Below are 26645 nucleotides of genomic sequence, written 5' to 3'. Positions count from 1 at the left end.
GGCTTTTCGCACCCACGTCAATGCCCGCCGCGTTCGGATGGGCCAACTCAAACCCACGCTTGCCTGTCGCCATGGTCATCTCCAACATAGGTCATCGAAGCGTCGGGCGGGCAAGGGGACGTCGATATACTCACTCTCTTCATCGGGATGTGGCGTGAACCACTCACCAGTGTCGTCGTCGTAACCCAGGACCATGCTAATCAACGGGCAACCACGCACCATTGTGTCGTCGGTCTTGGCCCGCTCGGCGCTCCTTCAGCCTAGAGCGGCGGGCCTCAATGCTCCGAATCCCATGTTTCTTCCGCACGGATGGCCGCGCGCCGGCCTGGAAAGCTAATCAGGTGGCTTGAACAAGTGTGGTCGCCACTGGATCCCGGCCTTCGCCGGGATGACGAGCACGGGCGTGGCGTCTCGACTCCGCCCGCTGCGCGGGTTGCGCCCAACGCGAACGGTTGAGCGCAAGGTAACCCCTGGCGAGGGTCATTCGTTTACGGTCTGCCTATTTGCGTCGTGGCGGCTTGCCGCCACCGCTGTCGCGGGCATGCGGTTTGCGTGCGCCGGGCTTGAACCCGCCGGGCTTGCGGAAGCCGCCCGGCGCGCGCGCTGGCGCGCTGGTCCCCTCGTCGGTGTCCTTGCCGTCCCACGGGTGGATGCGCAACTGCTGGCGCGCCACCCAGACCTTCTTCAGGTGCTCGAACACTTCCGCGGGCATGCCTTCGGGCAGGTCGACCAGGCTGTAGTCGCCGCGGATGCTGAGGCGACCGATGAACTGGCTGTCGAGCCCGGCTTCGTTGGCGATGGCGCCGACGATGTTGCCCGGCTTCACGCCGTGATCGTGACCGACTTCGATGCGGTAGGTGGTCTTGCCTGCCTCGGTCGCGTGGGGGCGGTGCACATGCTCGTGCGCGGACGGACGCTCGCGCTGGGGCGGACGATCATGCGAGGGGCGCTTGTTGTCGTCACGCTGGCGCGGCGGACGGCTGTTGCCATCATTCGTGCGCGGTGCGTATTCGCGCGGCGGCGGCGCCGTGAGCAGCAGCGGGCGATCGCCCTGGGAGATGCGTGCCAGCGCGGCGGCGATCTCGATTGCCGGCACGTTGTGCTCCTGCTCGTACTGCTCGATCAGCTGCTGGAAAAACGCCAGGTCGCCGACCGCCAGCGTGTCGCTGATGTTCTGCTTGAAGCGGCTGATGCGCACGTTGTTCACTGCTTCGACGGTGGGCAGTTTCATCTCTTCGATGCGCTGGCGGGTGGCGCGTTCGATGGCGTGCAGCATGCCTTTCTCGCGCGGCGTGACGAACAGGATCGCTTCGCCGCTGCGGCCCGCACGGCCGGTACGGCCGATGCGGTGCACGTAGCTTTCGGTGTCGTACGGAATGTCGTAGTTCAGCACGTGGCTGATGCGCTCCACGTCGAGGCCGCGCGCGGCCACGTCGGTGGCGACGAGGATGTCGAGCTTGCCGTCCTTGAGCTGCTGGATCACCCGTTCGCGCTGCGGCTGGGCGATGTCGCCGTTGATCGCGGCAGCGGCCAGACCGCGCGCGGACAGCTTTTCGGCCAGTTCCTCGGTGGCTTGCTTGGTGCGCGCGAAGATGATCATCGCGTCGAACGGTTCGGCCTCCAGGATGCGCGTCATCGCGTCGAGCTTGTGCAGCCCGCTGACGAACCAGTAGCGCTGGCGGATGTTGGCGGCCGTGGTGGTGGCGGCCTTGATGGTGATCTCGACCGGGTCCTTCAGGTGTTTCTGCGCGATCTTGCGGATCACCGTCGGCATGGTGGCGGAGAACAGGGCCACCTGGCGCTCGGGCGGCGTCGCCTGCAGCACCTTCTCGACGTCGTCGATGAAGCCCATGCGCAGCATCTCGTCGGCCTCGTCGAGCACCAGGTACTTCAGCTCGGAGAGATCCAGCGTGCCCTTGTCCAGGTGATCGATCACCCGGCCCGGCGTACCCACCACGACCTGCACGCCACGGCGCAGCGCATGCAGCTGCGGGCCATAGCTCTGGCCACCGTAGATCGGCAGCACCTGCAACCCCGGCATGTGCGCGGCGTAACGCTGGAATGCCTCGGCTACCTGGATGGCCAGTTCGCGCGTGGGCGCCAGCACCAGCGCCTGCGGCTTGCCGGGCTTGAGGTCGATGCGTGACAGGATCGGTAGCGCGAACGCGGCGGTCTTGCCGGTGCCGGTCTGCGCCTGGCCCAGCACGTCGCGGCCTTCCAGCAGCGGCGGGATGGTGGCGGCCTGGATCGGCGATGGGGATTCGTAGCCGACGTCGGTCAGTGCGCGCATTACCTCCGGGGAAAGGGCAAGCGCGCCAAAGCCGGCGGAGGCCGGGGCGGAGTCGGAGGAAGGGGCAGACATGGGGGAACCTCGGCTGGCATGCGCGAGGGCATGCGAAAGAATGGTCACTATTGTAGCAGCCTGCGAGGACTTGCTCTCGCGCGGCCGGGCCATGGCGGCTCGTCATGCAAAAAACGCTTGCCGGGACGTCTGGACGTCCACCCGTGTCGAGGCGGGCTGGCGTGGGTCGCCGTTGGCGGGTCGCCGGCCAGCCGGTGGCGCGGGTCGGTCCACTATCATGGAACCTCCCCACGGCGAGGATGAGCATGAGCGCGATCGAGACGATCTCCGAACAACGCTGCTTTGGCGGTGTGCAGGGTTTCTACCGGCATGCATCGACGGCGTGCGGCGGCCCGATGCGCTTCGCGTTGTATCTGCCGCCACAGGCCGCACAGGGGCCGTGTCCGTTGCTGTATTTCCTGGCCGGACTCACCTGCACCGAGGAAACCGCCACGTTGAAGGCCGGCATGCAGCGACTGGCCGCCGAGCTGGGCATGGCACTGGTGATGCCCGACACCAGCCCGCGCGATACCGGTTTCGATGGTGCCACCGGCGACTGGGAATTCGGCGAGGGCGCGGGTTTCTACCTCGATGCGACGCAGGCGCCGTGGTCGACGCGTTTTCGCATGGAAAGCTACGTGGTGGACGAATTGCCCGCGTTGCTGGCGGAACACTTTCCGGTGGATGTGACGCGCAGCGGGCTGTGCGGTCACTCGATGGGAGGCCATGGCGCGCTGACCCTGGCGTTGAAACATCCGCAGTGCTATCGCTCGGTGTCGGCCTTCGCCCCGATCATGGCGCCCACGCAGGTACCGTGGGGGCGCAAGGCATTCCCGCGTTATCTCGGTGACGATGCGTCGACCTGGGCCGGGCACGATGCCTGCGAGCTGGTGCGGCAACACACCTTTCCCGGCACGATCCTGATCGACCAGGGCGAAGCCGATCCGTTCCTGCACACCCAGTTGCGGCCCGATTTGTTCGAACAGGCTTGTGCCGCGGCCGGGCAATCGCTGCAGTTGCGTCGTCACGCCGGCTATGACCATAGCTACTGGTTCATCGCCAGTTTCATCGAGGACCATGTGCGCCATCACGCTGATGCACTGGGACTCGCATGATCGTCTTGCCGGAACTCGAAACACCGCGTACCCGCATACGCCTGATGGCGGGCCCGGATACGCAAGCCCTGTTGCGCTATCGCAGTGAAAACCGCGAGCACCTGGCGCCATGGGAGCCGCTGCGAGACGCGACGTATTACACGCCGGAACATTGCGCCCGCACGATTGCCGACGGGCGCGAAGCGGCACGGCTCGATCGCGGTTATCCGCTGGCCGTGTTCGACACGGGCGAGACGGAGATCCTCGCCACGATCACCTTCGCCAACGTGATGCGCGGCCCGTTCCAGGCTTGCCTGCTCGGCTATGGCGCGGCGGCTCGGACGCAAGGGCAGGGACTGATGTACGAAGCCCTGCAAGCCGCGCTGGGCTGGGCCTTCGGCGAACTGGATTTGCACCGCGTGATGGCGAACCACTTGCCGATCAACGAACGCAGCGCACGCCTGCTGGCGCGGCTGGGCTTCGAGCGCGAGGGTTATGCGAAAAGCTATCTGCGCATCGCCGGCACGTGGCAGGATCACGTGCTGACGGCGAAAACGCGTCCCGGCGACTGAGGCGCAACACGTCCGCCAAGTGGAGCCAGGCTCGCTGCGATGCGCGTCAGCTGTGCGGGAACCCTGCCACGACATCGTCGTGGCAGGGCGACAGGATCGTCAGGCCTTGGCGGCGGGGCGGCCGCCCGGGCGGCGGCGCTTGCGGTTGCCGGCGGCGTGCGGGTTGTTGCCGTTCGACGGGCCACGGCCATGCGGACGCTGCGCCGACGCGCCATTGCCATTCTGTCGCAGCGGACGCGGCTGGCGCTGACCCTGCTTGGGACGCGGCGCACCGGCGTCGAGGCGCAGCGGCGTTGACGGTTCGAAACCGGGCACCTCGGTGATCGCGATGTCCTGGTCGAGCAGCTTGCGGATGTCGCGCAGCAGACCCGACTCGTCGTGGCTGACCAGCGACAGCGCCAGTCCCTCGGAGCCGGCGCGACCGGTGCGGCCGATGCGGTGCACGTAGTCTTCGGCCACCATCGGCAGGTCGTGGTTGATCACCACCGGCAACTGGTCGATGTCGATGCCGCGGGCGGCGATATCAGTGGCCACCAGCACGGTGACGCGGCCGCTCTTGAAGTCGCTGAGCGCGCGGGTACGTGCGTTCTGGCTCTTGTTGCCGTGGATCGCGGCGGCGCGCAGGCCGGACACCTCCAGGAACTTCACCAGCTTGTCGGCACCGTGCTTGGTGCGGCTGAACACCAGCGTCTGGCGGCGGCTGTCCTGGCTCAGCACGTGCAGCAGCAGGTCGCGCTTGCGCGAGGCATCCACCGGATGCACGTGGTGGGTGATCAGCTGCGTGACGGTATTCGGCGGGTTCACCGAGACTTCGCGCGGCTGGCGCATGAACTGCATCGCCAGCGCCTTGATCGGTGCGGCGAAGGTGGCCGAGAACAGCAGCGTCTGGCGCTGCTTCGGCACGGCCGTGAGGATGCGCTTGAGCGCGGGCAGGAAGCCCATGTCGAGCATGCGGTCGGCTTCGTCCAGCACCAGCACGTCGACGCCGGAGAGCTCGATGTTGCGCTGCTGCATGTGGTCGATCAGGCGGCCCGGGGTGGCGATCACCACGTCCACGCCGCGGCGCAAGGCGTTGATCTGCGGACCCATGCCGACGCCGCCGAAGATCACCGCGCTGCGCACGTGCAGGTACTTGGCATAGGCGCGCAGGTTGTCGTCGATCTGCGCGGCCAGCTCACGGGTCGGGGTGAGGATCAGCACGCGCGGGCGGCGCGGCGTGGCGGCGGGGGCATCGATCAGTCGCTGCAGCAGCGGCAGGGCGAACGCGGCGGTCTTGCCGGTGCCGGTCTGCGCGGCGGCCAGCAGGTCGTGGCCGGCCAGCACCTCGGGAATGGCGGCTGCCTGGATCGGGGTGGGTTCGGCGTAGCCCTGTTCGGCGAGCGCACGCAACAACGTGGGCACGAGGCCCAGTGATTCGAAAGACATGAATGACTCCTGTGCAACCCGGAGCGTTCATGCAGAACCGTGTTGCGGTGTTTGGGGGAAATGGGGCGACGCGAGTCGCAACGGTTGGGGAACCGCCGGCAGAGTATAGCGGAAACCGGGGCACGCCATCTGCCGGCCTCGCCAGGCGGCGGTTCAGTGGGGGCGACGGGCCACGATCAGGTAGCTGTTGAACGGGGTATGCCCCCGCAAGGGCCGGGTCTGTACCAGCAATCCGGCGCCTTCAAGCTCCGTGCGGATCTCGTCGGCCGAGGGGTAATGCTGCGGCGCCACACGCATCCAGCCGGTGGCATGCAGGAAGAATTCCTCGAGGCGGGTGGCGTGGTAGCGCCAGTTCGGTTCGCGCAACACGTTGCGGATGACCAGCCGGCCACCCGGGGCCAGGTGCCGGGCCGCCAGCGCCAGCACGGCTGCCTGCTGATTGGCGCGCAGGTAATGCAGCACGTCCAGCAGCGCGACATGGCCGTGGAAGTCGGGCAGTTCGGCGGCATCGGTGCAGCGCCATTGCAGGCCGTTGCCCAGCGCAGCGGCCGCGTGGCGGGCCGAGGCGATCTTGCGTTCGTCGTGGTCGATGCCGAGATAACCATGCAGGGCGCCATGGGCGTGCAGGTACTGGCCCAGCAGGCCCATGCCGCAGCCGATGTCCAGCAGGGGCAGCGGCTCGGCGCCGGCAAGCACGCCGGCCATCGCGGCATAGACCGGGTCGCCAGCCAGCTTGCCGCGGACGTAGCCTCGCCGGCCGTGCGTGTCGTAACGGCTGGCGATGGCGTGCCGGATGGTGCGATCGGACTGCGGCCGCGGGTTGCCGCCGGGTTGCGTCGTTGACGGAGCCATGCCCCGATGGTGGCCGCAAACCATGCGTCGACGCAAATGCTTGCGCTTCGATGCAGCGGCGGTGCGGGCGCATGCTAGCCTGCGCGCAGACCCTCTTCCGGAGCCGTGGCATGACGTTCCTGGCACCCTTGCGTGAGCTGAGCCACGAGCAGCGGCACACCGTGCTGGCCAGTTTCCTCGGCTGGACGCTGGATGCGTTCGACTACTTCCTGCTCACCTTCGTGGTGCTCGGTGTGGCGCACGAATTCCACGCCAGCAAGGAAGCGGTGACCTACGGCCTGTTCCTGACCCTGGCGGCGCGACCGATCGGTGCGCTGATCTTCGGTCGGTTGGCGGATCGCTTCGGACGTCGGCCGATCCTGATGCTGGACGTGATCCTGTTTTCGGTGTTCGAGCTGGCTACCGCGTTCTCGCCGTCGCTGACGGTGTTGCTGGTGCTGCGCTTTCTGTTCGGCATCGGCATGGGCGGCGAATGGGGCATCGGCGCTTCGCTGGCGATGGAGTCGATTCCGGCGAAGTCGCGTGGACTGGTGTCCGGCCTGCTGCAGAGCGGTTACCCCTGCGGGTTTTTCCTGGCGGCGCTGGCGAACTGGCTGCTGATCGACCATATCGGCTGGCGCGGCTTGTTCGTGGTGGGTGCGCTGCCGGCCCTGCTGGTGCTGTACATCCGCCGCAAGGTGCCGGAGTCGCCGGCATGGCAGGCGAACCGCGAGGCACATCGGCGCGTGAACGTGCTCGACGCCATGCGCGGGCACTGGAAGCTGGCCATCTACCTGATGCTGTTGATGACCGCATTCAACATGTTCAGCCACGGCTCGCAGGACATGTATCACACCTTCGAGGAAGTGAACCTGCACCTGGACACGAGCTCCGGCACGGCCTTCCTGCTGGTGGCGCTGCTCAACCTGGGCGCGCTGGTGGGCGGCCTGTGTTTCGGCGCATGGTCAGAGCGGGTGGGGCGGCGCAAGGCGATGATCGTGGCGGCGCTGCTGGCGATCCCGGTGATCCCGCTGTGGATGTACGGTGGCTCGCTGGTGTTGCTCGCCGCGGGCGCGTTCCTGATCCAGGTGATGGTGCAGGGCGCCTGGGGCGTGGTGCCGACCCATCTCAACGAATTGTCGCCGGACGAGGTGCGCGGCACCTTGCCGGGCTTTGCCTACCAGGTGGGCAACCTGCTGGCGGCGGGGACGGCCACCGCGCAGACCTGGATCGCCGATCACCACGGCGGCGACTTCGCCTTTGCCATGTCGGCGTGGATCGCCGTGGTGGCCATCGTGCTGGCGCTGTTGCTGTGGCTGGGGCCGGAAGCGCGCGGCATAGGCTTCGGCCGGGCCGCGTCCTGATAGAATCCGCGTTTTGCACCCATCCGAGAGACAGGCAATGAAGGCTGGCAAGGACAAAGTCGTCGCACTCCACTACACGCTCACCGTCGATGGCGAGAAGGTCGAGAGCTCGCATGACCGTGATGAACCGTTGTGGATCCTGCTCGGCCACGGCCAGCTGATCCCGGGCCTGGAAAAGGCGCTGGAAGAGCATGAAGCCGGCGACAACCTGCAGGTCGAGATCGCGCCGGCCGACGGCTACGGCGAGCGCCAGGACGGCCAGATCCAGCGCGTGCCGAAGAAGTACTTCCAGGATGCCAAGCACCTCAAGCCGGGCATGACCACCGTGCTGGCGCTGAAGGAAGGCGGCCACCGCGCGGTGACCGTGCACAAGGTCGGCATGAGTGCGGTCGACGTGGATCTCAACCATCCGATGGCCGGCAAGACGCTGAATTTCGACGTGGCCATCCAGGAAGTCCGGGATGGCACCGAAGAGGAAATCAAGCACGGCCACGCCCATGCACCGGGTGCCGAAGCCCACTGAAAAGTGCGCTTTCCACGGTAAAAGCAAAACGGCGCCCCATGGGCGCCGTTTTCCGTTAGCCCCTTCTCTCCGTCGGGGAGTACGCGGAGAGGCGCCATGGATGGCGCCAGACTTGAGGAGCGAGGAAGGTTGGGATGAGGGGCGGGTGCTTGCGAAGGCCTGAATCAGGCGTGTTTGTCGCAAGCGCGCCTCTCTCCGACGGTGAGAGGGAGAAAGCCTCGATCAATCCAGCAGCCGCTTCCCATAGGCGAAGTGGTCGCGCCAGTACGGCCCATCGATGTCGTCCAGGCGCACGGTGCCGCCGCTGTTCGGGGCATGCACGAAACGCCCCTTGCCCACGTAGACGCCGACGTGGCTGATGCTGCCGCCGATGTCGAAAAACACCAGGTCGCCGCTCATCAGATTGCGCATGCTTTTCACTTTGCGGCCATCCGTGCGGGCCATGTCGCGCGAGCTGTGCGGCAGCACGATGTCGGCGCCGTGGCGGTAGATGTAGTCCACCAGCCCACTGCAGTCGAAGCCACTTTCCGGCGTGTTGCCGCCCCAGTGGTAAGGCGTGCCGACCAGCGCCAGCGCCCGGAACAGTACGTCGTTGGCGGTGGCGACCTCACCTGTCGGCGCGCGGGCCGGCTCGTTGGCCAGCGCGGAATCCGAGGGCTTGAAGGTACGTTCGTGCCGGTGCGGACTGCTGGCGCAGGCGGCTAGCAGCAGAATCAGGGCCAGTAGCGTGGCCAGTCGCAGCCGCGTTGCTGCGTGCGGCGGCAGGACAGACAAACTGAGGGCACTGGCAAACCGCATGGGACAACCTCGGGTGAGACGTGCCGAGGTTATCAAGTCAACAAATTACATGCAAATCAAGATGATTGGTTCACTTTCGAAGAATTTTTCTCAACTTGCTTTGCCGGCGTTGCGCTGGGCTCGTCGAGGCTGAAGTCAATCGGTATCCGGGCATAGCCCTCGACTGCCTTGCCGTTCTTCATGCGTGGCTGGAAGTGCCACTGTTTCACCGCATCGCTGGCCGAGGTGATCAGATCGGTGGACGTGGTGGTGCTGCGCTTGGCGTCGTAGCTGATGCTGCCCACGCTGCCATCGGCGTGGATCAGCGCCCGAAGGACGACGGTGCCCTGTTCCTTGTTGTGCAGCGCGTCGACCGGGTACCTCGGACGGAATTGTGCGTTGTAGCTCATGGCCTGGGTGGCCGGTACGTCGGCCTGTTTGGATGTGGCGGCCTGGGCGAGCGAGATGCTGCCCGCCACCACCAGGGCGAGACACCCGTAACCGAGTCGACGGCGCGTGGCACTGCAATGATTTCGACGGATCATGGTGAGTCGCTCCTTCAGTTGGGGCTCGATGAGCCAGGGAATCAGGGCGGGTTGGGCGGCCACGCCGGCGCTGCGCAAAAGGGTGCGGGCGTACGGGGCATCGTCCCTGGGCGAGGCGCGCAGCACGTGTTCGTCACAGGCCAGCTCCTGGTCGAGACGGAAGCGCGGCAGTGACAGCCAGGCCAACGGATGGAACCACAGCAGCACGGCCACCAGTTCCGCCAGCAGGCTCCACAGCGGATCGCCCCGATGGACGTGGCCAAGTTCGTGGCGTAGCACGAGCTGGCGTTCGGCCATGTCGAAGCGCTCGTGGAAATCCTCCGGCAGCAGAACGTGTGCGCGCGGCGCCCACAGCACAGCCGGGCCGGATGGATGCAGGCGCAGCCGGCGGGCATCGCGTTCGGACAAGTCCGCGGGCAGATGGCGGCGCATGTCGGGCGGCAGGGGCCGGGTGTCGCGACACAGCCGCAGGTAGTGCACGATCAGGCGGAGCCCTCCGGCAGCAGCGCCCAGCAGCCACAAGGCGAGCAGCACGTTGTGCCAGGGGTGGTCGCCAGCGGTCGTCGTGATAACGGGTTGCGTGAACGCCAGCACATGGATCGGCGGCAAAATCGCCCAGCCGTGCGGCGATGCCGGCAGCCAAGGCATTGCCGCCAGCGCGATCGGCAGGCACCACAGCGTGAACGCGGGGCCGGCACCGAACAGGCGACGCGCGGGTTTGCGCAAGAGCAGCACGATGCCAAGTCCCACGGTGACGAACAGCAGCATGCGCAACAGTGCGGTATCCATGTCAGTGCTCCTTGCGTTCGATCGCATCGAGCAACTTGCGCAGCTCGTCGACGTCTTTCGCGCTCAGTTTCTCGTGCCGGCTGAAGTGCGCCAGCAGCGGTGCCACCCGGCCGCCGAACACGCGATCGAGCAGGTTGCGGCTTTCCTGCGATTGCCATTGCTCGCGGCTCAGTACCGGCGAGTAGAGATAGCGCCGGCCGTCCTTTTCCGCGCTCACCGCGCCCTTGCCGAGCAGGCGGTTGAGCAGGGTGCGGATGGTTTTCTCGTGCCAGTCGCTGTCCGCCTGCACGGCGGCGACGATCTGCTCGGAGGCCAGTGGCGATTCGCGCCATAGCGGCTCCATGACAAGGCTTTCGGCTTCGCTGATGGGGATCGGGGATGGCAGCATGGGTGGCGGTCCAATGAATTACACGCGTAGTCTCGACTTCAGATTACGTCAGTAATTCATCGACTGCAAGCAGCGCGCGTCAGTGCTCGTCCACCAACAAGGTGCGGCTGCCGAGCGTCTGGCCTTTTGCATCGACGGCGCGCACCCGATAGCGGCCGGGATACAGATACAGCATGTTCTGTTCGTCGTCGTGCAGGAAGGTGTAGCGATCGGCCGCGGTGGCTGTGTCGGGTTCGTCGGCGTAATGCGCCTCGACGATGCACGGAATGTGCGCGTGGCAGAGGTCGGTGTTGACCAGGCGTGGTTGACGCTTGCCGTCGAGCGAGAGCCAGTGTGGGCGAGAGTCGGTGCCGGCGGATGGCAGGATCACGCTGATGTCGTGCCGCGCCGGGTCCGAGCTCCAGAGCGCTCCGGACTGCCTGTTGCGCAAGACGGTGGGTTGCAAGGGATGGAAGCGTTCGACCAGCACGCCATAGGCGCCAGGGTCCGGCTTGCCGGGGGCGATATCGCGGAACTGGGTCTGGTTGATACTCAGCGGCTCGACGCCGGCCAGTCGGGCAAGTTGCACGGCCATCGGCTGTACGTTGTCACCGAGGTTGCCGGGGGCCTTGTCGATATGCGCGTAGCCGGCATGCACCAGCAATTTCGCGCGCGGATCTTTTGCGAATACCTGCCGGTAGATATTGCGGGCCTGCCCCGCTTCGCGTCCGGATGCGGTGGGCGCATCCGAGTCATAGGGGACGAGGATGTAGCCGATTCGAATGGCCTGGCGCACGATTTCGCCGTAGACGGGCTCGTGCAGGTATTCGCTGCCACTGCCGTTGATGGCGTAGCCGCGTTTCATCAGCCCCGGGTCGGTCGACCCCAGTGCCTCGATGGCCAGGTAGCGGAAGCCTTCGGCGTACAACTTTGGCAGCAGTAGCAGGGTGAGTTCGCGCGTGTGCGCATCGTGGTGCGCCTCGTTGATCATCACGATGCGATGACGATTGGCCTGCGCGGCGATCGCCGCGACGGCATTCTCCGCGCGCCAGTCAACCGGTGTCGGCAGTGGAATCTTCGGCGGCGGCACGATGCGGTTGTCGAACGGAAACGCGGTGATGGCGCCGTCGTACAGGCCAAGCTGGTCTTCCACCGAGGCGAGCAGTTGTCGGGCGGTGGTGTTCTCCCCGGTCGACGTGATCGTCAGCAGGTACTGGTAGCGCGCAAGGTCGTTCGGCAGTGGTTTCAGTTCGGCAAGCAGGTCGCGAGGCCGCGTGGTTGCGCTGGAAGCACGGCTTTGGGCAGGCACGCGGGCGGCTTGGCAAAGCATGAGTATGCCCAGCAGCAGAAGTGCCGCAGATCGCGTCGACATGCAGGAGTGCCCCAAGGTGAATGGCAGCCAGCGTGCAGTACGGATCGGCACGGGGCAAGACTTTCTCGCGCGAATCGTGAGGTTTGTCCGCATGCCGCAAGCTCACCGGCTCGTCGGAAGTGATTCCGTGCGTGGCCCGGTGACCGTGATGGTTTGCTGGCTCAGTGTCTTGCCACCAAGGCCTTTGACGGTCAATCGATAATGCCCGGGCCGCAGATACAGGTCGCTTGCGGTATCCGGGCGCACGAACGCATAGCGGTCGGCTGCGATGGCATCGGCCGGTTCGTCGGCATACGTCGCTTCGACGACACAGGGCAGGCGCATCCGGCATAACGATGAGTCGATGGCGACGTGGCGGCGCGTGCCTTCCAATGACAGCCAGGCCGGGCGCTGCATCCAGTCCATGGTGGTGAGCGAGCCAAGTGTCAGGCGCGACGCATCCGTCACGTTCTTGACGGCCTCGCCGTTGAGCATGCGATCGTTGCCAAAGGACCGGACGGTTACCGTCGGCGGAAGGATGACGTTGGCATCGTAGAGTGCGGGACTCGCACTCCACACCTTTCCGTCGCTGCGGTTGACCAGTACCGAAGCGGTCTCCGGGCGGAAGCGACCAATCAGTTGCCGGTAATCGCCCGAGTGGTTCTTGCCGGTCTCCAGGAACTGGGTCTGGTCGATGGACAACGGATCGAACCCGGTCAACGCCTGCAGCTGCGCGGCCATCGGCAGGACGTTGCCGAGTCGCCCCTTGGCCTTGTCGATATGGGCGTAGCCGGCAAGGACGAACAGACGGGCGTGGGCATCCCTGGCAAAGACTTCCCGGTAAAGGTTCTCGGCCTGCCCGATGTCGCGGGCTTGTGTCGACACATGGCCCTCGACGTCGTAGGGCACGACGGTGAAGCCCAACCGGATGGCTTCTCGCACGATCTCGCCATAGACCGGCTCCTGCAGGTACTCGGTACCGCTGGCCGCGGTCGGATAGCCGCGCTTTTCGAGGCCGGGATCCGTGTCAACCAGCGCTTCGGCGGCAAAGTAATCGAAGCCCAGTGCGCGCAAACGCGGCAACAGTTCCAGGGCAAGCACGCGGGTATGCGCGTCGTGGTGCGCCTCGTTGATCATCACGATGCGTCGATCGGCGGCGAGCCGGCTGATGACGTCGACGGCACTGGCTGCACGCCATTGCGAGGCCTGGGGCAGAACCAGCTCCGCCGGTGGCGTCATTTTGAGCGGAAAGCCGAGTATGGCCTGGTTGTAGAGGCCGAGTTCGCACTCGGCAGAGGACAGCAGTTGCATGGCCACGATGCGATCGGGCTTGGCAAGATCCGGCATCGTTTTCTGCAGATAGTCGTAGCGCGCCAGGGCGCCGGGTAGGCGATGCAGGGTCTTGAAGAGCCGGATCTGGGCCCTGTCGAAGGATTGCGCTGCGGCCGTGCATGGCGCCAGCAACGGGATCAGGCAAAGTGCGATGACGGCTCTGTTCCACATGCGGGGAGCTCATGCGTCCGGGGCAACATGATCGTGCGCCCGACCCGTGCCCCGTGCAAGTGTCCGCAACGAACGCGAGGCGTGCTCTCGCATACAATGACCGGATGGACCATTCCCATAGCGATGTACTGATTCTCGGCGGTGGCGTGGTCGGGTTGTCGTGTGCGTTGTACCTGCTGAAGGCCGGCGTCGGCGTGCGCGTGCTGGAGCAGGGCACGCCTGGCTGCGGCAGCTCGCATGGCAACTGCGGCACGATCACGCCCAGCCATGCGGCGCCCCTGGCGATGCCCGGCACGTTCGGGCTGGCGTTGCGTTCGATGCTGCGCGCCGATGCGCCGCTTTATCTCAACCCGCGCTTCGATGGCGCGCGCTTGCGCTGGCTGCTCGGCTTCGCGCGGCATTGCAACTGGAGCGATTTCCATCGCGCCGCGGCCGCGCGTTCGGCCATCCTGCAGCGTTCCAGACAGGTGCTCGGCGAGCTGATCCGTGCCGAAGGTATCGAGTGCGAATTCGTGGAAGGCGGCGAGTTGTATGTCTATCGCACCGCGAAGTTGCAGGCAGCCGACGAGCGTCATCATGCCGACGTGCTCGATCGGCTCGGCGTCGACGTGCAGCGGCTGGGCGGTGCCGAGGTGGAGGCGATGGAGCCGGCGCTGAAGCCGGGCGTCGTTGGCGGGCTGTTTCATCCGGACGATGCGCGCCTGCGTCCGGATCGCTACGTTGCCGAGCTGGCGCAACGCGTGCGTGATCTGGGCGGCGCCATCGTCAGTGGCGCAAAGATCGATCGGCTCGACACGAATGCACGCCGCCTCACCCACGTGCGCAGCACGCGTGGCGTGTTCAGCGGCGAACGCGTGGTAATGGCGCTGGGTGCGTGGTCGCCGTTGCTCGCTCGTCAGCTTGGCCTGCGCTTGCCGATGCAGCCGGGCAAGGGCTATTCGATCACCTACACGCGACCCGCGCAGGCGCCACGCTTTGCCCTGGTATTGCGTGAGGAAGCCGTCTGCGTCACCACCTGGGACAGCGGTTACCGGCTGGGCAGCACAATGGAGTTCTCCGGCTATGCCGAAGGACTCAATCGCACCCGCCTGGATGCATTGCGTCGTGGTGCGGCCCACGGCCTGCACGAGCCGGAAGGCCCGGAGTTGCTGGAGGAATGGTGGGGCTGGCGGCCGATGAGCGTGGATGAAGTGCCGATCATCGGCCCCAGTACGCGCTGGTCGAACCTGCACCTGGCCACCGCGCACGGCATGCTTGGCGTGAGCATGTCGGCGGCGACCGGCGAACTGGTCGCCGCGCAGATCGCCGGCGGCGCGCCGGCGATCGATCCGGCGCCTTACGCGCCCGCGCGCTTCGGCTTGTAAAGCAGGGCTTGACGTCGGTTTTCACCGAGTTGGTTATGCTCCGTGCTTTGCGCGGAGAACGACGATGAGCCACGCTTTCGACCTGATCGTGCTGGGTGCCGGCTCCGCCGGCCTGACCGTGGCGCGGCGTTCGGCGAAGCTGGGCGCACGGGTCGCCCTGTTCGATCCCGACGCGCTGGGCGGCACCTGCGTCAATCGTGGCTGCGTGCCGAAGAAGGCGATGTGGTTTGCCGCGCAATGGGCGCAGGCGCAGCGGTTGGCTGCCGATATCGGCTTCGCGGTGACGCCGGCGCCGCTGGACTGGGCGCGCTTTCGTCGCCAGCGCGATGACTACATCGCCGGTATCCGCCAGCGCTATACGCAACGGCTGGACGAAGAGGGCATCCATGTGCAGCCTTCGGCGGCGCGCTTCGTCGCGGCGAACACGCTGCTCGACGCTGACGGAGCACGCTACAGCGCGCCGCAGATCGTTATCGCCACCGGCGCTCGCCCGCGCCGACTGGATATCCCCGGATTCGAACTGGGCATGGTGTCCGACGACATCTTCATACTCGAAGCCGCGCCGCGACACATCGCCGTGGTGGGTGGTGGCTACGTGGCGACCGAGTTCGCCTGCGTGATGCATGGCCTGGGTTGCCAGGTGGACCTGCTGGTGCGTGGTGGCCTGCTGTCGAGTTTCGATGATGCGCTGGTCGAGGCGCTGGCGACCCAGATGCAGGCTCGCGGCATGCGCATCGTGCGCGATGTCGAGGTGGTCGCGGCGCAGGGCACTCCCGGCGACATTCGCTTGCGCGATGCCAGCGGTGCCAGCCATGGCCCGTATGACGCGGTGCTGTGGGCGGTGGGGCGTACGCCGAATACCGACGGACTCGGCCTCGATGCCGTGGAGGTCGCGCTCGATACCAAGGGTCATGTGCAGACGGACGCATTCCAGAACACCAGCGTGCCCGGCATCACCGCGATTGGCGACGTCACCGGTCGCCATGCGCTGACCCCGGTGGCGGTGGCTGCCGGTCATGCATTGGCGCAGCGCCTGTTCGGCGGCGAGCCGCAGGCGCATTTCGATTACGAGGCGATTCCCAGCGTGGTGTTCGCCGAACCGCCGCTGGGGGGCGTGGGTTTGACCGAGCGTGAGGCGCGTGAGCGCCACGGCGACGCGGTACGTATCCACGCGGGCAGCTATACGCCACTGCAGTTGATGGTGGCGGGCCACCACGAGCAGAGCATGGTGAAGCTGGTTTGCGTGGGCGAGGACGAACGCGTGCTCGGCATCCATGCACTTGGGCCTGGCTCGGAAGAACTGTTGCAGGGTTTCGCGGTGGCCTTGCGGATGGGCTTGCATCGACGTGACCTGAAGGCCTCGGTGGCGATCCATCCGACCGCAGCGGAAGAAGTGGTGTTGCTGCGCTGAGCAGGGGGCGCCAAACTGCACGGCCATGGATATCTTCACGCTCGAACGCGGCACGGCGCCGCTGCTGATCAGCCTGCCGCACGACGGCAGCCATATTCCCGACGCCATCGCTGCGCGCATGCAGCCGGCGGCGCGACGCTCGCCGGATACCGATTGGCATGTCGGCAAGCTCTACGAGCCGTTGGCCCGGGAGTTGGGTGCCAGCGTCTTGCGGCCGCAGGCTTCGCGTTACGTGGTCGACCTCAATCGACCGGCCGACGGCCATGCGCTGTATCCGGGGCGGCGCGAGACCGGGCTGGTCTCCACCATCGGATTCGATGGCCAGCCTTTGTATCTCGAAGGTCAGGAGCCGGGCGCCGACGAGATCGCGCAGCGCGTGTCCGACTGGTGGCAGCCTTACCACCGCGCGCTGGCCGAAGAGGTCGAGCGGCTACGCGTGCAGCATGGTCATGTGGTGCTGTGGGAAGGTCATTCCATCCGCAGTCATGTGCCGATGCTGTTCGAAGGCCGCTTGCCGGACTTCAATCTGGGCACCGCCGACGGCAGCAGTTGTGGCGCCGACCTGCAATGGCGACTCACCAACGTGCTGGAATCGCAGGAGGACTACGATTTCGTGGTCAACGGCCGCTTCAAGGGCGGCTTCATCACCCGGCGTTTCGGCCAGCCCGGCGAAGGCGTGCAGGCGATCCAGCTGGAGTTGTCCCAGCATCGCTACATGGACGAGGACAGCTTTGCCTGGGACGGGGCGAAGGCGGCGCCGGTGCAGGCGCTGATCGGCCAATTGCTGCGGGCCTGCCTGGGCGGGTGAGCCGGCCCGCCAGGGTGTGGGGAAGGGGACTTGCCGTCCCGGATTTTCGTTCAGTCACGGTATGCCAAGACGGATGCATTGTTGGCATGTCGCGCCGCCCGAGGCAGCCGGGTTCCGGCCGGGTCCGCGGCATCAATCTTCCGAGGCTCACGATCATGATTCGTAAACTTGCGATCGCTACCCTGCTGGTTGCGGGCGTGGCTCTTTCCGGTTCCGTGTTTGCCCAGTCGGCAGCCGCCGCTCCGCAGGCTGCGACCCATTCCATGACGGCCACCAAGACGACCGCCAAGCATCATCACGCCAAGAAGCACCACAAGCACCACCACAAGGCCCACGCGAAGAAGGCCGCCACGACGGCCGCCGCCGGCGGGAAGTAATCCGCCAGCAGGCCCGGGTCGCGTTTTCGCGACCTGTCGGAAAGCCCCGACCGGCATGGCCGCGTCGGGGCTTTTTCATGCGTGGGCGTTTATCACCGCCACGCACTTCAACTCGATTGCGATTGGCGTGGGCAACGCGGTGATGCCCAGCGTGGTGCGGCAGGCATCCACGCCGGCAAAGTGTTCCGCATAGAGCCGGTTGTAGGTGGTGAAATCGCGCTGCATGTCGGTGAGGAACACGGTGACGTCGACCAGGTCCTGCCAACGCGTGCCGCTGGCTTCCAGCACCGCGCGCACGTTGGCGAACACCTGCCGGCATTGGGCTTCGATGTCGTGACCGACCAGGGTGCCGAGCGGGTTGTATACGTTGCCGACTACCTCATCGGTACCCGGTACGCGCGGACCGACGCCGGAGAGGAACAGCAGGTTGCCGACCCGCCGGGCGTGCGGGTAGGCACCCACCGGTGCGGGTGCGGTATCGGTGCGGATGGGGCTATCGGGATCATGCATGGCTCGGTGCTCCTGGTCAGTGGGAAGGATGGCATGGCTGCGCAGTCGTGTTGCTCACCATGCCGTGAGGACATTCATGCGTTTGTGCGCATTTCCGCTGGGACGGCAGCCTCCAGGATCAGGTCGAGAGCGGCCGGGTGCTGGCTCGGCTGCGTGGTGATGGCGTAGAAGCGCTCGCGCAGCAGATCGGATTGTCCCACGCGTGTGAGTGCGCCCGATTCCAGCTCGTCCTGCACCACCACGGCGGGCAGGATCGTCAGCCAGCCACTGTCACGCGCCACCAGTCGCAGCATGGTCATGTCGTCGATTTCCGCACGCAACTGCGGGTTGACGTTGGCCGAGGAGCACAAGGCGTCGAACTCGGCGCGCAGCGCATGGCGCGCGCCGGGCAGCGCCACCGGCTGGCCGTCCAGGTCCTCGGGAATGCGCAGCTTGCGCCTGCCCCAGATGGCGGTCTGGCCCACCACCGAAATCTCCTGGCTGCCGAGGAATTTCGAGTGCAGGGGCTGGTCGGGCGACGACGATACGGGAGAGTTGGCCAAGACCAGGTCGAGCTTGTGCTGCAGCAGGCGCTGGACCAGTTCGTCCAGCGTGCCCGATTCGATGGTCAGCACCACCGTCGGGTCGCGCATCATTGGCCGGAACAGGTTTTCCTGGTAGTTGCGGCTCATGGTGGACACACCGCCGATGCGCACTCGCGCCATGCCTTCGTAATGGCCGTCCAGCCAGCCCAGCATCTCCTCGCCCAGGCCGAAGATGTTTTCCGCGTAGCGATACACCTGTCGCCCGGTGGCGGTCAGCAGCATCTGCCGGCCCCGGCGTTCGAACAGGGGATGGCCGAGGCGTTCCTCCAGGTGCTGGATTTGCGTGGAAAGCGTCGACTGGGAGACGTGCAGCGCGCGGGCGGCCTGCGTCAGGCGGCCCTCGGTCGTGACTTTCCAGAAGGCAAACAGGTGGCGGAAGTTGAGTTGCTGTAAGTCCATTGTTCTATTTTTCAGAACGAAAAGTCGTATTAAATATATTTTACACAAACTTTGTTTTCCCGGATCATGGCGCCTGTTTTGCTCCGGGAGGGACATGGACTTGCTGCTTGCCATCAATCATGCGGTCGCCTTGCTGCCGGCCCTGCTGATGCTCGGTGCCGCCTGGACGCCGCGCGTCTTTCGTACCTCGACAATCGCGCGCTGGCAGGGTTTCAACCGCTTGGCCGTGCTGGCGCTGGTGTTTGCGGCGATCTCGCTGGGCCTGGAGCTGATCGTTGCCCGGATGCCCGGTCACCCTGCTTTCGGCGGCGGGCATGCCTGGTTTGCGCCCAATCTGTTCGGCTGCTGGGTGAGCCTGCTGGTGCAGTTTCTGGGCACCGTGATCGGCGTGTACTCGATGCGCCATTTGCGAGGCGAACACCGCCAGGGCACCTACATCGCATCCTTGGCCGTGGTGCTGGCCAGCGTGCATTTCCTGCTGCTGGCCAACCACTGGGTGACCCTGATTGGCGCGTGGATGGCGATCGGTTTCGGCATGCAGCGGCTGCTCACGTTCTATCCCGAGCGCGGCTTCGCGCAGCTGGCCGCGCACAAGAAGCGCATTGCCGACCGGTTGGCCGACCTGCTGCTGATCGTGGCGGCAGTACTGGCCTGGCGCACCGTGGGCAGTGGTTCGCTGAGCGTGCTGATGGCGCAGGTGGCTGCCGGGGTGCGCGCGCCGGAGCTCAGCGCCAGCGCCACCTTGCTGGCGCTGGCGGTGATCCTGCGCACGGCCTTGTTGCCGGTACACGGCTGGCTGATCCAGGTGATGGAGGCGCCGACACCGGTGTCGGCTCTGCTGCATGCCGGCGTGGTCAACCTGGGTGGCTACGTGCTGGTGTTCTTCGCGCCGCTGCTGGGCGTGTCCGACGTCGCGCACTGGTGCCTGGTGGTGATCGGCCTGGTCAGCACGGTGCTGGGCGGGACGGTGATGATCACCCGGGTCAGCCTGAAGGTGCACCTGGCCTGGTCGACCTTGAGCCAGATGGGTTTCATGTTGATGGAATGCGGGCTGGGTCTGTATCAGCTGGCCGCGCTGCATCTGCTGGGGCACTCGCTGTACAAGGCACATTCGTTCCTGGCGGCATCGTCGGCGGTACGCAACACGCGCATCCTGCGGTTGCACGAAGACGGCCACAACGGGCGCCTGAGCCTGCTGTGGGCACCGCTGTTGGGGTACGCCGTGGTCTGGTGCGGGCAGCATCTGCTTGCCGACCTGGCTTGGCCGTGGTGGTGGAGCGCGATCCTGGCGCTGGCATGGGGGCCGTTGCTGTGGTTGCCGGGGCGTCAGCGGGGATGGCACGCCTTGACCGGCCTGGCGATGGTGGTGGGCTTCACTGTGGCGGCCTTCGTGGTGGAGTACCTGCCGCTGGGCGCGGGTTTCGCGCCGTTCGCGGCCGCCGGGCCGCTGGCGTTCGCCGGCATGGCCTTCATGTATGCCGGCTTCGTGGCGCTGCAGTGGTGGCCGCAGGGCTTCGTCGGCTTGCGCCAGTGGATCTACGCGGGCTTCTATCTGGACGAGTTGTACACCGTGCTGGTGCTGCGCTTGTGGCCGCAACACGAGGCGGGGTCGGCGGGCAGCCGGTTTCCCACCACGCAGTCCGTGCCGGCAAGGGATGAGTGAGATGAGCATGAGCGAGACAGTGCCGGAGGTGGCCGGTTCCGGCGTGGATGCCGAGGTGGTGCGCATGGCGTGCCAGCAGGCGGTACGGAGCATCGCCCCAAGCTGGCCGCTGGATGGTGCGGTGGCGATAAACCCGCACTGGCATCGCATTCACATGCCGGTGCGCCAGGTGGCGGCGCGGCTGGTGTTGCTGGGCGGCATCAACGTGCTGCCGCAGCAGGCCTACCTGCGTGATTGCTGGAACCAGGGCCGGATCACCCGTGCGGATCTGGAAGTTGCGCGGGCGCAATCGGCGATCGATGACCTGCCCGACGCGCAGGCATTGGTGGCGGCGTTGTACGAACCGCCGGTGACGGCGATGCCGCTGGTGGTCGACGAGCTGGACGATGGTGCCGGCGGCACGCGTCACCTGCCGTGGCGCGGCGAGATCATGTTCCAGCTCAGCCAGGTGTGCGCCGCGTATTTCGACAAGGACCAGTCGCACTGGCTGCCGCGTGCGCAGCACGGCTTGTACCGGTTCTGGACCGACACGCTGCGGCACGAGAAGGGTCTGGGCATGGTCATGGGCCTGCCCGGCTTGCGCGCCGTCCTGCGCGGCCTGCCGGATTCCGCCGAGGCCGCGATGCACTGGGCACTGGCTCGCTTGCAGCTGCCCGAGGCAGCGCTGGAGCCGTATTTCGAGGCGCTGTTGCTGTCGATCAACGGCTGGGCCTCGTGGTGTGCCTGGTTGAAGCACCAGGCCGAAGGACGCGGCGCGACGGATCGGCATCTGGACGAATTGCTGGCCATGCGCCTGGTGTGGGAAGCCTTGCTGCTTGAATGTCACCCGCGCCGGGTGAACCAGGCCGCGGCCCGCCTGCGCATGGCCTGGGAGGTATTCCCCCAGCGCCTGGCAACGGTCATCCATCGTGCGCGTGTGGACGAGCTGTGGCAGATGGCGCTGGAGCAGGGCTTCCAGCGCGAACTGGCGGACAAGTTGACCACGCCGGCTGGCGATGCGGTGGCGATCGCGACGACGGATGTACAGATGGTGTTCTGCATCGACATCCGCAGCGAGCCCATGCGCCGCGCGCTGGAGGCGCTGGATAGCGGCATCCAGACGCGTGCCTTCGCCGGCTTCTTCGGCTTGCCGATGAGCTATCGCCCGCTGGGCGCACAGGCGAGCCGGCCGCAGCTGCCGGGCCTGGCATTTCCCGAAGTGGAGGTGGAGGACCAGATCCTGCCTGCCCCCGGCGCGTCGCCGGAAGCGGCGCCGGGGCGTCGGCAGCGTCTCCGGCGACTGGCTGCCCACGGCCAGTGGCAGAACACCACCCGCTGGCCCAGCACAACGTTTTCCTATGTCGAGGCGGTGGGCTTCGGCTATCTGCGGCGCCTGTGGCAGTGGCTGCGGCCACCGACCACGCCGCGCCACAACGACGACCATTACGGTCTGCCACACGCCTACCGTGCGCTCGCGCGGCCGCGCTTGGTGGGCGTGCCACTGGACCGTCAGGTGGCACTGGCGGCCGGTGCCCTGCGCGTCATGGGCATCGACCGTCAGTTGGCCCCGCTGGTGGTGCTTGCGGGTCATGCCAGCCAGAGCTGCAACAACGCACATGCCTCGACCCTGGACTGCGGCGCCTGCGGCGGTCAGTCCGGCGAGGCCAACGTGCGCGCGCTGGCGGCCTTGCTGAACGATCCGGAAGTGCGCGCGGGGCTGGCGCGTGAGGAAGGCATCGATGTGCCCGAATCTACCTGGTTCGTGGCGGCGCTGCACAACACCACCACCGACGAGATCACCGGCTTCGAGCTGGATCTGTTGCCGGCGTCGAAACAGGCGCGCTGGCAGCAGCTGCAGCAGACGCTGGCGGCAGCCGGCGACCGTGTGCGCCGCGAACGCGCGCCGACCCTGTGGATGAGCGCGGATGGCGACGTCACGGAGGTGCTGGAGCGCTTCCGCCGGCGTGCCAATGATGGCTCGGAAACCCGGCCAGAGTGGGGGCTGACTACCAACGCCGGTTTCATCATCGGGCCGCGCGCACTGACCCGGCATGCGCTTTTCACGCGCTGTTACCTGCATGACTACGACGCGCAGGCGGACGCGGATTTTGCGGTGCTGGAAAAGCTGATGCTCGGGCCGCTGGTGGTGACCCATTGGCTGGGCTGGCAGTACCACGCCTCCACCACCGACCCGCTGCATTACGGTGCCGGCAACAAGGTGCTGCACAACGTGATCGGGGGACGCATCGGTGTATTCGAGGGCAATGGCGGCGACCTGCGCATCGGTATCCCGCGCCAGTCATTGTCCGATGGTCGCAGCTGGCGCCACGAGCCGCTGCGCCAGACCACGGTGATCGCCGCGCCGCGCCATGCCATCGACGCGATCATCGCCCGCCACGAGGTGTTGCAGCGGATCATCGACAATGGCTGGATGATCCTGTGGCAGTACGAGAACGGTCGGCTGATGCGCCGTGCGGCCAGCGGTTGGAAGGTGCTGGGCTGATCGTCGCGAACCGGCGGCAACACGTTGCCGGCACTCGCTTACCAGGCGATGCAGACGTTTTTCGGCTCGGTGAAGAAGCGCAGCGCTTCGCTACCGCCCTCGCGCCCGACGCCGGAATGTTTGCTGCCGCCGAAGGGCGTGCGCAGGTCGCGCAGCATCCAGCAGTTGATCCACACGATGCCGAAATCCAGCTGGGCGCCAAGCCGATGCGCGCGGGACAGGTCGCGCGTCCACAGCGACGCGGCCAGCCCGTAGCCGGTGCCGTTGGCGATGGCCAGGGCTTCGGCTTCATCCTCGAACGGAATCAGGCTTACCACCGGGCCGAAGATTTCCTGCTGGTTGGTGACGGCGTCGTTCGACAGGCCCTCGATCACCGTGGGCGCCACGAACCAGCCCTGCGCGCAGCGCCCGGGAACCTGCACCGGCTCGCCGCCGAGCACGATCCGGCCACCCTCGGCGCGCGCCTGTTCGATGCAGGCCATCACCTTGTCGAAATGCGGTTTGGACACCAGCGCGCCGAGATCGCTGGTGGCGTCGTTCGGATCACCGACGCGCAAGGCGCGTACACGTTCGAGGTAACGCGTGCGGAAGTCGTCGTAGATCGAACGTTGCACCAGCAGGCGTGAGCCGCACAGGCAGATCTCGCCCTGGTTGGCGAAACCCGAGCGCACGATGGTGTCGAGATGGGTGTCCGAAAGATCGGCGTCGGCGAACACGATGGCGGGGTTCTTGCCGCCCAGTTCCAGCGAAACCTTCTTGAACTGCGGTGCAGCCACGGCCGCAATGCGCGCACCGGTGGCGGTGCTGCCGGTGAACGAAACCGCCTTCACGCCGGTGTGCTCGACGATCGCCTGGCCCACCGTGGGGCCGCGACCCTGCACGATGTTCAGCACGCCGGGCGGCAGGCCGGCCTCGATGCTCAATTCGGCGAGCAGGGCGCAGGTGCAGGGCGTGATTTCCGAGGGCTTGGCCACCACCGTGTTGCCGCTGGCCAGGGCCGGCGCGATTTTCCAGGTGAACAGGTACAGCGGCAGGTTCCACGGACTGATGCAGCCCACCACGCCCAACGGCTGGCGCAAGGTGACGTTGATGGCCCCCTGGCCTGGGGTACCGGTGTCCGTGGCGTGCGATTCGCTGCTCCAGCCCATCACGGCGGCGGCGAAATAGCGCAAGTTGCTCACCGCGCGTGGAATATCCACGCTGCGGGCGAGTTTTACCGGCTTGCCGTTGTCGCGCGATTCCAGCGCGGCGAATTCGTCCAGCCGCGCCTCGACCAGGTCGGCCAGCCGCTGCAGCAGGCGGGCACGTTGTTCGATCGGCGTGGCGGCCCAGCCTGGCGCGGCACGGCGAGCGGCCTGCACGGCAGCGTCGACGTCGGCAGCATCGCCATCGGGGCAGTGGGCGAACACCGCGCCTGTGGCGGGTTCGAAGACGTCGAGGTAGCGGTCGTTGGCTGGCGCCTGCAGGCGACCGTCGATCAGGTTGGCAAGGCGCATGGGCATCCGCGCAAGCTTACGACTTGCTCGCGGCGATTGCACCGGACGTGGGCGTATGCGGCTGTTTGCCAGCCTGGTTGTCGTGACGCCCGAAGGTACTCAGCTCAGTGCGCGGGTTCGTCCGCCATCCACCGCAATGCTGACGCCGTTGACGTAGGCGGCTGCCGGCGTGCACAGGAAGGCGATCACTGCAGCCACTTCCTCTGCCTCGCCGAAGCGGCGGGCGGGGACGGTGGCCAGCATGTCGCGTGTGACGGCGTCCTCGTCGCGCCCGCTGGCCTTGATCCGGGTGGCGAGGATGTCGTCCAGCCGTGCGGTGCGGGTGTAGCCGGGCAACACGTTGTTGACGGTGATGCCGTCGGCGGCCAGCTCGCCGGACAGGGTCTTGGCCCAGCCGGCCACGGCGGCACGCACGGTATTGGAGACGCCCAGTCCGGCGATCGGTTCCTTCACCGAGGTGGAAATCACGTTGACGATGCGCCCGTAAGCGGCTTCGCGCATGCCTGGCAGCAGCGCCTGCACCAGCGTCTGCCCGGCCAGCAGGTGTTGGCGGAAAGCGGTCTCGAAGGCGGCGGCATCGGCCATGTGTGCGGGGCCACCAGGCGGGCCGCCGGTGTTGTTCACCAGGATCTGCACGGGCGCGTCGGCGACGAGTGCGGCAGCGGCGTCGCGCAGCGCCGCGGTGTCGTGCATGTCCACGCTGCGCCAGTCGTGATGCTGGTCGGCATGCGTGCGCGGCAGTTGGTCGGCCAGTGCCTGCAGCGCTTCGGCGGAACGGGCCAGCAAGGTGACGCTGGCGCCAAGCCCGGCCAGTTCCAGCGCGCTGGCGCGGCCGATGCCTTGCGAGGCGCCGCAGACCAGCGCGTGACGTCCACTCAGATCCAGTTGCATGGTGATGTCCTTGGCATGGGGTGCGACGGCATGGAGGCGGCGGCGTGCGGCACGGCGAAACGGGCTCTCAGCCGCGCAGCACCCATTGCAGTCCCAGCGCGATAAGCCAGCAGGCCCAGGCCAGCCACTGGCTGTATCGCCACACGCGCCACCAGCGGGTGACGATGGGGTCGGCAAGAGCGGGGATGGCGGGCGAGCGCAGCACATGCTGCATCCGCATCCACAGTCGCATGCCGCGCGCGCTGCCGCTGTCGTCGATGATCTGCCAGTGCTGCGGATGATCCTCGCGGATGCGTCGCGCCACGCGAAACGGTGCAACGTAGTGCAGTACCAGGCAGACGAGTCCGGCCAGCAGCAGGGCGATGTAAACGATGAAATGGCTCAACTGCCGCTCCCGCTCCAGTGCACCGGCAGCGCCGTGCGCAAGGTATGCAGCACGCCCTGGCCTTGCGGGGGCTTGCCGCAGACGCCGTGATCCACGGCCTGGGCGTAAGTCTTGGTCATCAGTCCGATCCAGACCGTGCCGTTGGGCCCGTGCGGCACCTTGAAGCTGCCGTTGGAGACCATGTTGTTGGGGGTGTCCACGGAGAACGCGGCCGGCGACTGTTCCCAGTAGGTGTTGCTGGATTGCTGCTGGGCGGAGCTGTAGAGCACCAGGTAACGCGCCTTCGGGTTGGATACGGTGACGCTGCCGAAGGCGCCACTGCTGGCGCTGCTCCAGCCCATGTACTCGCACAGGTTGACGTCATGCGTGTCGATCGGCTGGAAGGCATCGTCCAGCAGCACGACGGTGGGCGCGAACAGGTAGCTGTCCTTCAGCCAGCTGCCGTGGAGCTCGGACTTCAGCCCGACCCGGTAGGGCAGCTTGACGTCGGGCGGCAGGCTGAAGGCCAGGAAATAGCTGCGCGTGCCGTTGAGATCGGCCACCAGGCTGCCGCTGCCCAGCTTGAACTTCTTCGGGCGCCACGGCAGCAGGGTCTGGTAGGAGAAATCGGCAAAGCTGCTGCAACAGGGCGTGGCATCCTTCAATGCCTGTTGCGCCTTGGCGATGGTGACGCCGGTACTCTGCGCCGGGCGCAGGTTCGGGGGCAGCAGCGCCTTGGCACTGTGGCACGCGCCCAGCACGGTGCAGGCGGCAACGAGGATGGCGATGGCAAACGGTCGATAACGCATCAGGA

Annotated in this window: 24 protein-coding genes; 10 read left to right on the top strand and 14 right to left on the bottom strand. The window is 66.6% G+C overall.

Going from position 1 to position 26645, the window contains the following annotated elements; genetic code table 11:
* Positions 1 to 499: 499 nt before the first annotated feature.
* A complete protein-coding gene (locus BMY90_RS08905; protein ID WP_092703342.1) occupies positions 500 to 2362 on the bottom strand; it encodes a DEAD/DEAH box helicase in 1863 nt (620 codons plus the stop codon).
* Positions 2363 to 2607: 245 nt separating this feature from the next.
* Here BMY90_RS08905 and fghA point away from each other — a divergent pair, with 245 nt between their 5' ends.
* Both fghA and BMY90_RS08895 read left to right on the top strand, forming a co-directional pair.
* On the top strand, positions 2608 to 3456 hold the full coding sequence (gene fghA / locus BMY90_RS08900) for an S-formylglutathione hydrolase (RefSeq protein ID WP_092703372.1): 849 nt from the start codon (positions 2608 to 2610) through the stop codon (positions 3454 to 3456).
* Positions 3453 to 4007, top strand: a complete 555-nt coding sequence (locus BMY90_RS08895; RefSeq protein ID WP_092703340.1) for a GNAT family N-acetyltransferase — start codon at positions 3453 to 3455, stop codon at positions 4005 to 4007. Before fghA ends, BMY90_RS08895 begins: the two co-directional genes overlap by 4 nt.
* A 99-nt stretch (positions 4008 to 4106) precedes the next feature.
* Here the strand turns inward: BMY90_RS08895 and BMY90_RS08890 are convergent, their stop codons facing one another.
* Both BMY90_RS08890 and BMY90_RS08885 read right to left on the bottom strand, forming a co-directional pair.
* A complete protein-coding gene (locus BMY90_RS08890; RefSeq protein ID WP_092703338.1) occupies positions 4107 to 5432 on the bottom strand; it encodes a DEAD/DEAH box helicase in 1326 nt (441 codons plus the stop codon).
* Positions 5433 to 5585: 153 nt separating this feature from the next.
* Positions 5586 to 6284, bottom strand: a complete 699-nt coding sequence (locus tag BMY90_RS08885) for a class I SAM-dependent methyltransferase (protein WP_175481542.1) — start codon at positions 6282 to 6284, stop codon at positions 5586 to 5588.
* 110 nt (positions 6285 to 6394) lie between these two features.
* Between BMY90_RS08885 and BMY90_RS08880 the strand changes: the two genes are divergently transcribed.
* Positions 6395 to 7627 carry an MFS transporter gene (locus BMY90_RS08880; protein ID WP_008208767.1) on the top strand — a complete coding sequence of 411 codons (1233 nt, stop codon included), beginning with the start codon at positions 6395 to 6397 and terminating at the stop codon, positions 7625 to 7627.
* Positions 7628 to 7664: 37 nt separating this feature from the next.
* The gene (locus tag BMY90_RS08875; RefSeq protein ID WP_008208766.1) at positions 7665 to 8150 is read left to right on the top strand and encodes an FKBP-type peptidyl-prolyl cis-trans isomerase; all 486 of its coding nucleotides are present in this window, start codon (positions 7665 to 7667) and stop codon (positions 8148 to 8150) included.
* A 222-nt stretch (positions 8151 to 8372) separates the two neighbouring features.
* Here BMY90_RS08875 and BMY90_RS08870 read toward each other — a convergent pair whose 3' ends face one another.
* The 5 genes from BMY90_RS08870 to BMY90_RS08850 form a co-directional block, all read right to left on the bottom strand.
* Positions 8373 to 8948, bottom strand: a complete 576-nt coding sequence (locus BMY90_RS08870) for a C40 family peptidase (RefSeq protein ID WP_092703336.1) — start codon at positions 8946 to 8948, stop codon at positions 8373 to 8375.
* A 56-nt stretch (positions 8949 to 9004) separates the two neighbouring features.
* The gene (locus BMY90_RS08865; protein ID WP_008208761.1) at positions 9005 to 10261 is read right to left on the bottom strand and encodes a M56 family metallopeptidase; all 1257 of its coding nucleotides are present in this window, start codon (positions 10259 to 10261) and stop codon (positions 9005 to 9007) included.
* A gap of 1 nt (position 10262) precedes the next feature.
* Positions 10263 to 10649 carry a BlaI/MecI/CopY family transcriptional regulator gene (locus BMY90_RS08860; RefSeq protein WP_008208759.1) on the bottom strand — a complete coding sequence of 129 codons (387 nt, stop codon included), beginning with the start codon at positions 10647 to 10649 and terminating at the stop codon, positions 10263 to 10265.
* Between the two features lie 79 nt (positions 10650 to 10728).
* Positions 10729 to 11937, bottom strand: a complete 1209-nt coding sequence (locus BMY90_RS08855) for a hypothetical protein (RefSeq protein WP_245734995.1) — start codon at positions 11935 to 11937, stop codon at positions 10729 to 10731.
* A gap of 165 nt (positions 11938 to 12102) precedes the next feature.
* Positions 12103 to 13326: a hypothetical protein gene (locus BMY90_RS08850; RefSeq protein WP_245734994.1), complete on the bottom strand. Its 1224-nt coding sequence runs from the start codon at positions 13324 to 13326 to the stop codon at positions 12103 to 12105.
* 260 nt (positions 13327 to 13586) lie between these two features.
* Here BMY90_RS08850 and BMY90_RS08845 point away from each other — a divergent pair, with 260 nt between their 5' ends.
* The 4 genes from BMY90_RS08845 to BMY90_RS17040 all read left to right on the top strand — a co-directional run bounded on the left by BMY90_RS08845 (position 13587) and on the right by BMY90_RS17040 (position 17442).
* Positions 13587 to 14846, top strand: a complete 1260-nt coding sequence (locus BMY90_RS08845; RefSeq protein ID WP_092703330.1) for an NAD(P)/FAD-dependent oxidoreductase — start codon at positions 13587 to 13589, stop codon at positions 14844 to 14846.
* 64 nt (positions 14847 to 14910) lie between these two features.
* Positions 14911 to 16257, top strand: coding sequence for a glutathione-disulfide reductase (gorA, locus tag BMY90_RS08840; RefSeq protein WP_092703328.1), 1347 nt, complete (start codon positions 14911 to 14913; stop codon positions 16255 to 16257).
* Positions 16258 to 16282: 25 nt separating this feature from the next.
* On the top strand, positions 16283 to 17065 hold the full coding sequence (gene hutG, locus BMY90_RS08835) for an N-formylglutamate deformylase (RefSeq protein WP_092703326.1): 783 nt from the start codon (positions 16283 to 16285) through the stop codon (positions 17063 to 17065).
* A gap of 86 nt (positions 17066 to 17151) precedes the next feature.
* The gene (locus tag BMY90_RS17040; RefSeq protein ID WP_008208744.1) at positions 17152 to 17442 is read left to right on the top strand and encodes a hypothetical protein; all 291 of its coding nucleotides are present in this window, start codon (positions 17152 to 17154) and stop codon (positions 17440 to 17442) included.
* 75 nt (positions 17443 to 17517) lie between these two features.
* Here the strand turns inward: BMY90_RS17040 and BMY90_RS08830 are convergent, their stop codons facing one another.
* Together BMY90_RS08830 and BMY90_RS08825 are read right to left on the bottom strand one after the other, a co-directional pair.
* A complete protein-coding gene (locus tag BMY90_RS08830) occupies positions 17518 to 17952 on the bottom strand; it encodes a RidA family protein (protein WP_008208742.1) in 435 nt (144 codons plus the stop codon).
* Between the two features lie 74 nt (positions 17953 to 18026).
* Entirely contained in the window at positions 18027 to 18935 is a 909-nt protein-coding gene (locus BMY90_RS08825) for a LysR substrate-binding domain-containing protein (protein ID WP_008208740.1), read from the bottom strand.
* A 94-nt stretch (positions 18936 to 19029) separates the two neighbouring features.
* Here BMY90_RS08825 and BMY90_RS08820 point away from each other — a divergent pair, with 94 nt between their 5' ends.
* Both BMY90_RS08820 and BMY90_RS08815 read left to right on the top strand, forming a co-directional pair.
* Positions 19030 to 20598: an NADH-quinone oxidoreductase subunit L gene (locus BMY90_RS08820; protein WP_092703324.1), complete on the top strand. Its 1569-nt coding sequence runs from the start codon at positions 19030 to 19032 to the stop codon at positions 20596 to 20598.
* Between the two features lie 7 nt (positions 20599 to 20605).
* Positions 20606 to 23080: a YbcC family protein gene (locus BMY90_RS08815; RefSeq protein WP_245734993.1), complete on the top strand. Its 2475-nt coding sequence runs from the start codon at positions 20606 to 20608 to the stop codon at positions 23078 to 23080.
* Between the two features lie 38 nt (positions 23081 to 23118).
* Here BMY90_RS08815 and BMY90_RS08810 read toward each other — a convergent pair whose 3' ends face one another.
* The 4 genes from BMY90_RS08810 to BMY90_RS08795 all read right to left on the bottom strand — a co-directional run bounded on the left by BMY90_RS08810 (position 23119) and on the right by BMY90_RS08795 (position 26640).
* Positions 23119 to 24576 carry an aldehyde dehydrogenase gene (locus BMY90_RS08810; protein ID WP_092703322.1) on the bottom strand — a complete coding sequence of 486 codons (1458 nt, stop codon included), beginning with the start codon at positions 24574 to 24576 and terminating at the stop codon, positions 23119 to 23121.
* 99 nt (positions 24577 to 24675) lie between these two features.
* Positions 24676 to 25467, bottom strand: coding sequence for an SDR family NAD(P)-dependent oxidoreductase (locus BMY90_RS08805; RefSeq protein WP_092703320.1), 792 nt, complete (start codon positions 25465 to 25467; stop codon positions 24676 to 24678).
* A gap of 67 nt (positions 25468 to 25534) precedes the next feature.
* Positions 25535 to 25852, bottom strand: coding sequence for a hypothetical protein (locus BMY90_RS08800; RefSeq protein WP_008213238.1), 318 nt, complete (start codon positions 25850 to 25852; stop codon positions 25535 to 25537).
* Entirely contained in the window at positions 25849 to 26640 is a 792-nt protein-coding gene (locus BMY90_RS08795; RefSeq protein WP_092703318.1) for a MalM family protein, read from the bottom strand. Before BMY90_RS08795 ends, BMY90_RS08800 begins: the two co-directional genes overlap by 4 nt.
* Positions 26641 to 26645: the final 5 nt, after the last annotated feature.

The sequence above is a fragment of the Rhodanobacter glycinis genome (assembly GCF_900114325.1).
Taxonomy (GTDB): domain Bacteria; phylum Pseudomonadota; class Gammaproteobacteria; order Xanthomonadales; family Rhodanobacteraceae; genus Rhodanobacter_A; species Rhodanobacter_A glycinis.
This window is presented reverse-complemented; position numbering and strand designations above follow the sequence as displayed.

What these genes read in the sequence shown, in the direction of transcription:
- BMY90_RS08845 (WP_092703330.1), top strand. Translation starts at nt 13,587, where the DNA reads ATGGACCATTCCCATAGCGATGTACTGATTCTCGGCGGTGGCGTGGTC.
- BMY90_RS08885 (WP_175481542.1), bottom strand. Translation starts at nt 6,284, where the DNA reads ATGGCTCCGTCAACGACGCAACCCGGCGGCAACCCGCGGCCGCAGTCC.
- BMY90_RS08850 (WP_245734994.1), bottom strand. Translation starts at nt 13,326, where the DNA reads ATGCCGGATCTTGCCAAGCCCGATCGCATCGTGGCCATGCAACTGCTG.
- BMY90_RS08875 (WP_008208766.1), top strand. Translation starts at nt 7,665, where the DNA reads ATGAAGGCTGGCAAGGACAAAGTCGTCGCACTCCACTACACGCTCACC.
- BMY90_RS08810 (WP_092703322.1), bottom strand. Translation starts at nt 24,576, where the DNA reads ATGCGCCTTGCCAACCTGATCGACGGTCGCCTGCAGGCGCCAGCCAAC.
- BMY90_RS17040 (WP_008208744.1), top strand. Translation starts at nt 17,152, where the DNA reads ATGTCGCGCCGCCCGAGGCAGCCGGGTTCCGGCCGGGTCCGCGGCATC.
- BMY90_RS08890 (WP_092703338.1), bottom strand. Translation starts at nt 5,432, where the DNA reads ATGTCTTTCGAATCACTGGGCCTCGTGCCCACGTTGTTGCGTGCGCTC.
- BMY90_RS08815 (WP_245734993.1), top strand. Translation starts at nt 20,606, where the DNA reads ATGAGCGAGACAGTGCCGGAGGTGGCCGGTTCCGGCGTGGATGCCGAG.
- gorA (WP_092703328.1), top strand. Translation starts at nt 14,911, where the DNA reads ATGAGCCACGCTTTCGACCTGATCGTGCTGGGTGCCGGCTCCGCCGGC.
- BMY90_RS08880 (WP_008208767.1), top strand. Translation starts at nt 6,395, where the DNA reads ATGACGTTCCTGGCACCCTTGCGTGAGCTGAGCCACGAGCAGCGGCAC.
- BMY90_RS08825 (WP_008208740.1), bottom strand. Translation starts at nt 18,935, where the DNA reads ATGGACTTACAGCAACTCAACTTCCGCCACCTGTTTGCCTTCTGGAAA.
- BMY90_RS08805 (WP_092703320.1), bottom strand. Translation starts at nt 25,467, where the DNA reads ATGCAACTGGATCTGAGTGGACGTCACGCGCTGGTCTGCGGCGCCTCG.
- BMY90_RS08895 (WP_092703340.1), top strand. Translation starts at nt 3,453, where the DNA reads ATGATCGTCTTGCCGGAACTCGAAACACCGCGTACCCGCATACGCCTG.
- BMY90_RS08860 (WP_008208759.1), bottom strand. Translation starts at nt 10,649, where the DNA reads ATGCTGCCATCCCCGATCCCCATCAGCGAAGCCGAAAGCCTTGTCATG.
- BMY90_RS08830 (WP_008208742.1), bottom strand. Translation starts at nt 17,952, where the DNA reads ATGCATGATCCCGATAGCCCCATCCGCACCGATACCGCACCCGCACCG.
- BMY90_RS08870 (WP_092703336.1), bottom strand. Translation starts at nt 8,948, where the DNA reads ATGCGGTTTGCCAGTGCCCTCAGTTTGTCTGTCCTGCCGCCGCACGCA.
- hutG (WP_092703326.1), top strand. Translation starts at nt 16,283, where the DNA reads ATGGATATCTTCACGCTCGAACGCGGCACGGCGCCGCTGCTGATCAGC.
- fghA (WP_092703372.1), top strand. Translation starts at nt 2,608, where the DNA reads ATGAGCGCGATCGAGACGATCTCCGAACAACGCTGCTTTGGCGGTGTG.
- BMY90_RS08865 (WP_008208761.1), bottom strand. Translation starts at nt 10,261, where the DNA reads ATGGATACCGCACTGTTGCGCATGCTGCTGTTCGTCACCGTGGGACTT.
- BMY90_RS08820 (WP_092703324.1), top strand. Translation starts at nt 19,030, where the DNA reads ATGGACTTGCTGCTTGCCATCAATCATGCGGTCGCCTTGCTGCCGGCC.
- BMY90_RS08795 (WP_092703318.1), bottom strand. Translation starts at nt 26,640, where the DNA reads ATGCGTTATCGACCGTTTGCCATCGCCATCCTCGTTGCCGCCTGCACC.
- BMY90_RS08905 (WP_092703342.1), bottom strand. Translation starts at nt 2,362, where the DNA reads ATGTCTGCCCCTTCCTCCGACTCCGCCCCGGCCTCCGCCGGCTTTGGC.